The sequence below is a fragment of the Sphingosinicella sp. genome (assembly GCF_052387495.1).
GTDB lineage: Bacteria > Pseudomonadota > Alphaproteobacteria > Sphingomonadales > Sphingomonadaceae > Allosphingosinicella.
This window is the reverse complement of record NZ_JBQTJC010000136.1, coordinates 1-6,916: the sequence shown is the minus strand read 5'-3', so window position 1 is coordinate 6,916 and position 6,916 is coordinate 1. Positions and strand designations below refer to the sequence as shown.

The 6,916-nt window shown below is 67.5% G+C and carries 2 protein-coding genes and 2 pseudogenes; 2 read left to right on the top strand and 2 right to left on the bottom strand.

The window, feature by feature from the left end; genetic code table 11:
- Positions 1-2 precede the first annotated feature (2 nt).
- Positions 3-1,868: a hypothetical protein gene (locus ACT4N8_RS07670; protein ID WP_444857544.1), complete on the top strand. Its 1,866-nt coding sequence runs from the start codon at positions 3-5 to the stop codon at positions 1,866-1,868.
- Positions 1,868-6,106 (top strand): annotated as a pseudogene (locus ACT4N8_RS07665) (hypothetical protein). Before ACT4N8_RS07670 ends, ACT4N8_RS07665 begins: the two are co-directional and overlap by 1 nt.
- A 30-nt stretch (positions 6,107-6,136) precedes the next feature.
- On the opposite strand, the gene ACT4N8_RS07660 reads toward ACT4N8_RS07665, so the two are convergent.
- A complete protein-coding gene (locus ACT4N8_RS07660) occupies positions 6,137-6,325 on the bottom strand; it encodes a hypothetical protein (protein WP_444857543.1) in 189 nt (62 codons plus the stop codon).
- Positions 6,326-6,367: 42 nt separating this feature from the next.
- Positions 6,368-6,916: pseudogene (locus tag ACT4N8_RS07655) on the bottom strand (phosphodiesterase); the annotation flags it as partial.

Below are 6,916 nucleotides of genomic sequence, written 5' to 3'. Positions count from 1 at the left end.
CGTTGCAGGATGCGCCGGCCGAAGAGCCCGCGGCGGTGACCGACCAGCCGCGTGCCGGACCGCCGGTCAACGAACGCGGCGAGCCGCCGCCGACGCCGGTCGAGGAAGAGCTGATCGACGGCCGCCGCCGCCCCGACATCCAGCGCGACCTGCCCGATCCGGTCAACCAGGTAAACCCGGGCGCGATCCGCTCGCCGCCGCCCGAGGCCTTCCCCGCCGATCATATTCCGATCCCCGACCGCTGGCGGCTGATCCAGACGCTGGGCATCGTCAACGAGCGCTGGTGGGATCCGTACAACCAGAACACGCTCAAGGGCGACCGGCCGATGTGCACTCCGGCCGACACGAGCGAGCGGCACCAGAACACGCTCGGCTGCCGCGCCTTCCGCTTCCTCGGGCTCACGAGCGACGACTGGTTCTTCGCCGCCAGCGCGGTCTCGGACTCCGTGATCGAAGCGCGCAGCTTCCCGATTCCGGGCGGTGAGCAGAATACGACCCGCCCCGGCCAATCCGACGTGTTCGGCCGCAACAACAGCCTCGCGGCGGTGCAGACGTTGATTTTCGGCGCGGCGCTGATCAAGGGCTCGACCGCCTACAAGCCGCCCGACTTCGAATGGCGCGTCACCTTCGCCCTGCAAGGCAATTATGTGGACGTGCCCGAGCGGCGCGTCCTCGACGTGCGTCCGACGGTCGGCACGAACCGCTTCGATTATGCGCTGGGCGTGCAGGAGGCGTTCCTCGATTACCATCTCGGCAACAGCTCCTATCGCTATGATTTCTATTCGTTCCGCGTGGGCATCCAGCCGTTCAACCTCGATTTTCGCGGCTTCCTTTTCCAGGACAGCCAATTGGGCTTCCGCCTGTTCGGCAACCGCGACAACAACCGCTTCCAGTTCAATTTCGCCTGGATCTGGCGGCTGGAGAAAGACACCAATTCGGGCCTCAACAACCTCTTCCAGACGCCGCGCGACGATTGGGTGCTGCACGCCAACGTCTACCGCCAGGATTTCCCCTTCGTCGGCCTGACCAGCGAGGCGAGCGTCACCTGGACCATCAACCGCGAGCGTGAGGAGATCGAGGTCGACGACAACGGCTTCCCGGTCCGGCCCGCGCTGATCGGCAATTTGCGCGCGCGCGATTACGACGCCTTCTATCTGGGCTACAACGCGGACGGGCGGATCGGGCGGATGAACCTCTCCGCTTCGGCTTACGCCGTGTTCGGCTCCGACCGGAACAATATCTTCACCGGCGAACCGGCGCGGATCCAAGGCTATTTCGCCGCGGTCGAGCCGTCCTACGATTTCAACTGGGTGCGGCTGCGCGGTGCGGGCCTGTTCGCGAGCGGCGACGACGAGCCGTTCGATAATGTCCAGCGCGGCTTCGACGCGATCTTCGAGAATCCGATCTTCGCCGGCGCCGACACCAGCTACTGGATCCGCCAGACCATCCCGTTCGCGGGCGGCGGCCGCGCGGTCAACCTGAACGGCCGCAACGGCATTCTGAATTCGCTCCGCTCGTCAAAGGAGCAGGGCCAGTCCAACTTCGTCAATCCGGGGACTCTGCTGCTCGGCGTCGGCGCGGATTTCGACATCACCCCGGCGGTCCGCCTCTCGGTCAACGCCAACCATCTCTGGTTCCACCGCACCGGCGCGCTCGAGGTGCTGCGCCAGCAGCAGACGATTCGCCGCGACATTGGCTGGGATCTGAGCGCGGCTTTGATCTGGCGGCCGACGATGATCCAGAACGTCGTCTTCCGGCTCTCGGGCGCGGTGCTGCAGCCGGGCACGGGCTTTCGCGATCTCTTCATCAATGAGACGCGCGACCGGCGCTATTATTCCGTCCTCCTCAACACGATCCTGACTTACTGATGGCGGCGGCGATGAACCTCGGCGGGCTCGGGCGAAAGGCGCTTCTCGGCGCGGCCCTCGCTTTGTCCGCGATGCTCGGCACCTCGCAGCTCGGCGCCGCCGAGAAGGAAAAACCGGTGGTGCGCGATTACAGCCTGGTCCGCGCCTCGCCCGCGCCGCGCACCCAGGACTGGGGCGAGGCCGAGGCGAAGAGTGCCGGCTGCCAATCCTGTCACACCGAGAGCGACGCCCACACCATGCACCGCTCGCCGGCGGTGGTGCTGGGCTGCACCGATTGCCACGGCGGCAACCCCACGGTCACCGGCAACCCGCAGCTGCGGCACGACAATCCGGCCTATGTCGCGGCGCGCGAAGCGGCGCACGTGCTGCCGCGCTACCCGATCGCCTGGCACTATCCGTCCTCGGCCAATCCGAGCCGGACCTATGCCCTGCTCAACGTCGAGGCGCCCGAATATGTGCGCTTCGTCAATCCGTCCGACTATCGCGCGGTGCGCGATTCCTGCGGCGCCTGCCACATGGAGATCATCGAGGCGGCGGAGCGCTCGCTGATGTCGACCGGCGCGATGCTGTGGGGCGGCGGCGCCTACAATAACGGCATTCTCCCGTTCAAGAATTACGCGCTCGGCGAGGCCTATACGCGCGAGGGCGAGCCGGCGCGCATCCAGTCGCCAATGGGCGCGCAATTGAGCGCCGAGCAGCGCGCCCGCGGCGTGATCGCCGAAATGTATCCGCTGCCGACCTGGCACGTCGTCCCGCCCGGCGACATCTTCCGCGTCTTCGAGCGCGGCGGGCGCAACATCAATACCCAGTTCGCCGAGGTCGGCCTGCCCAATCCGACCGGCATCATCCAGCGCCTGGACGAGCCGGGCCGGCCGGACATCCGCCAATCGAACCGCGGGCCGGGCACGGGCCTCAGGGTCTCCATCCCGATCCTCAACATCCACAAGACCCGGCTCAACGATCCTTTCATGTGGTTCATGGGGACCAACGACCAGCCCGGCGACTATCGCCATTCGGGCTGCGCCGGCTGCCACGTCGTCTACGCCAACGACCGCGAGCCCAGGCACAGCCTGACCTATTCCCGCTACGGCCGCGACGGCCAGACCGCGACCGTCGACCCGACCATCGCCAATCTCGTCCAGCGTGACGGCGCGCATGGCGGCGAGGCCGGCCACAGCGAGGGCGCCGAGGAAGCCGCCCACGCCGAAGGCGAAGCCCATCCGGGCGGCGGCGAGGAAGTGCGGCCGGGCAGCCAGGCGCCGGCGGACGCCAATCATCAGGCCGTGCGCGAGCGCGGACACCCGATCCGCCACGTCTTCAGCCGGGCGATCCCGACGTCGCAGTGCATGGTCTGCCACATGCACCAGCCCAATATCTTCCTGAATTCCTATCTCGGCTACACGATGTGGGACTATGAATCCGACGCCGATCTGATGTGGCCGGGGCCGGAGAACCGCCTGCCCGCGCGCAACGCCGCCGAGGAGCAAAGCTTCCGCAACCAGCGCTACCCGACCGAGAGCGAGATGCACGAGGTGCTCGACCGCAATCCCGAGGCGGCCTCGGTGCGCGGGCTGTGGGCCGATCCCGAATTCCTGCGCGAGGTCTACGATCGGGTGAACCCGCTCGCCCGCCAGACCCAGTTCGCGGACTATCACGGCCATGGCTGGAACTTCCGCGCGATCCTGCGCCGCGACCGCGAGGGCAATCTCGTCGACGCCGACGGCGCGATCATCCCGCCGGACGACCCCGACACCTTCCGCCGCGACGGCGAGGGCCTGTTCGTCCCGGTCGGCACCAATCCGGGCCGCTCGGTCCACCTGATGGACATCCACGCCGAGCGCGGCCTGCAATGCGCCGATTGCCACTTCGCGCGCGACGCGCACGGCAACGGCTTCATCTACGGCGAGGTCGCCAACGCGATCGAGGTCGGCTGCCGCGACTGTCACGGCACGGCGCGCGAGTTCGCCAATCTGCGCACCTCCGGCCCGGCCGCGCCGCCGAGCGGCACCAATCTCGAGCTGATCCGCAACGAGGACGGCCGCCGCCGCTTCGAATGGACCGAGCGCGACGGACGTCGGGTGCTGATCCAGCGCTCGATCGTCGATCCCAACCTCGAATGGGAGGTCAGCCAGGTCCGCGACAGTGCCGATTCCTCCCTGCCGCCCTGCGACGCGCGCGGCGACCAGGCGACGCAGGGGCCCTGCTTCAACATCCGTTCGGCGCGGGCCAAGCTGATGAGCCGCACCGGCGCCGAGACCGGTCGTTTCGTCTTCGGCCAGGGCGTGCCCGACGGCGAGCTCGCCCATCCCGAGACCGAGATGGCGTGCTTCACCTGCCACCTGTCATGGACGACGAGCTGCGCCGGCTGCCACCTGCCGATCGAGGCGAACAACCGCACCACGATCCACCACTACAGCGGCGAGGAGACGCGCAACTTCGCGACCTACAACCCGCAGGTCGCGCGCGACGAGATGTTCCAGCTCGGCCGGCACCAGACCACCAAGAACAACATCATCGCGCCGATCCGCTCGACCTCGGCGCTGATCCTGTCGTCGACCAACGTCAACCGCGAGCGGATCTACGTCCAGCAGCCGCCGATCTCGGCCGCCGGCTAGTCGAGCCAGGCGTTCGCGCCGCACTTTCCGCACACGGTGCGGCGGACCGAGACCAAGCAGTGCAGCGACTGCCATATCTCCGAAGCGAACGACAATAATGCGATCATGGCGCAGCTGCTGCTCCACGGCACGAACTTCGTGAACTTCGTCGGCATGCACGCCTGGACCGGGCTCGAGCGCGGCTTCCAGGCCTCGCGCGTCACCGAATGGGAGGAGCCGCAGGCGGTGATCGGCTCCTACCTCCACCGCTACGCTTACCCGGATTATTACCGGGCCCATGTCGAGCAGAACAACCGCGAGCTGATCAACTGGACCCGCGGCCGCACCTTCGACGAACGGTTCAGCGGCGAGACGCGCAGCCTCGAGGAGTTCCGCAACATCGTCCAGGGTACGCGCGGCGCGGTGCGCTGCCTGCAGATGCGCGGCGAGTATATGTACGTCGCCGAAGGCCGCGGCGGCTTCCAGTTCTACGACATCGCCTCGATCGTCAACACAGGCCTTTCCGAGCGGATCATCACCGCGCCCTTCTCGCCGCTCGGCCACGACACCCGCGTCGGCTCGCGCAACGCGACCTGCATGGCGCTGCCGACCAACCAGCCGGTCCGGCCCGACCGCAACGACATGAGGGCCAATACCCAGCGGCCGCAGCCCGACGGCACGACGATCACCCTGCTCCAGGAGAATCAGGAGCAGAGGATGCACGAGCTCTACCGCTATGCGGTGGTGACCGATGCCGAGGAGGGCCTCTTCCTCGTCAATGTCGACACCATGTCGAACGGCGAGCCGCGGGACAATTTCCTGCGCCGCGCCCGCCTCACCAACGGCGCCACCGAATGGAACGAGAACGGGGTTCTGACCGGCGCGCGGCACATCACGCTCGCCGGCACCTATGCCTATATCATCGCCGATGCGGGGCTGGTCGTGATCGACCTGAACGAGCCGCTCAACCCGCGCCTGGTCGCGACCCGCCCGCTCCGCGACGGCCGCGCCTCGGCGCTCCAGTTCCGCTATCTCTGGGTGACCGACGCCGACGGCCTCAAATTGTTCGACGTGACGCAAATGGGCAACCCGGTGCCGGTCCCCGGCGCGACGGTCCCGTTCGAGAACGCCCAGCGCATCTATCTCGCCCGCACCTACGCCTATGTCGCGGCCAAGCATCAGGGCCTCGCGATCGTCAACATCACCCGGCCCGAGCAGCCCGGCGCGCCGACCTTCGTCACCTTCGACGGGCGAATGAACGACGTCGAGGACGTCATCGTGGCGAGCACCAACGCCGCGCTCTACGCCTATGTCGCGGACGGGCGGAACGGGCTCAAGGTGATCCAGCTCACCTCGTTCGGCACCTCGAACCAGGTCTATGGCTTCTCGCCCCGGCCGATGCCCGAGCTGATCGCCTGGGCGCGGACGCCCTCCCCCGCTCTGGCCCTGTCGAAGGGCCTCGACCGCGACCGCGCCGTCGACGAGACCGGGCAGCAGATCGCCGTCTTCGGCCGCCTCGGCTCGCGCCCGTTCAACCGGCAGGAGATGGAGCGCCTGTTCCTCAACAGCCGCGGCGTGCCCTACCGGGTCAACGACACGGGGACGATGCAGGACTGGGTGCCGCTGAGAACGGCGGCGCGGTAAGAGGAATGGCGGCCAGTACGGCGGCCGAGCCTACAGCGACCTCAGATATCTCGTCACAATCGCGACCGCTGAGAGGCAGAGAACAGTGCCGGCTCCAATCTTGAGGTAATCCCAAAGAGAGTGCCCGCTTGATGTAATGATCAGCGCCGCCCCGGAGACGATCAAAACAAGGGCCAGGCTTCCGAGCGAATTCCAGACGAAGACGTCATCACGCTTCATAGAGATTCCAATGCGGCATTTCGGAATCTGCTCCGGCCTCGTTCACCCCAGATCGAGCAAAGTGCTCCCCTCTTTCTCCCGCACCAGCATGCGGACCAGGGGCTGGAGCTTGGGGGTGTAGCGGGCGAGGATTTCGTGATCTTCAGCCGTGTCGAAATGGCTGGCGAGGCGGCGGCCGTCCCAATGGTGGAGCGCGAAGCCCGGCGGGTCGGCGACGATCATCGGCCGGTCGTCGGGCCGGTCGGGATCGATCGGGCCGAGGCCGAGCGCGACCTGCGGCGCGGTCGAGGGGCAGATCATCAGCGGAATGCCGCTCCAGGCGGTGAAGATCGGGCGGTGGACGTGGCCGGAGACCATCGCGACGATGTTGCGCCGCCCTTCCACAATCTCGCGCAGCCGGCTGACCCAGAGCGCGTCCGGATCCTCTGTGAGCCAGGGGATGCCGGTGTCGAAGGGCGGATGGTGGAGCGCGATCAGGGTCGGCCGATCCGGCGCCTCATCGAGCCGTGCCGTCAGCCAGGCGGCGCGGTGCGCGCAGAAATTGCCGCCGTGCCGCCCCGGCTCGAGCGTGTCGAGGACGATGACCCGCAG

What these genes read in the sequence shown, in the direction of transcription:
- ACT4N8_RS07660 (WP_444857543.1), bottom strand. Translation starts at nt 6,325, where the DNA reads ATGAAGCGTGATGACGTCTTCGTCTGGAATTCGCTCGGAAGCCTGGCC.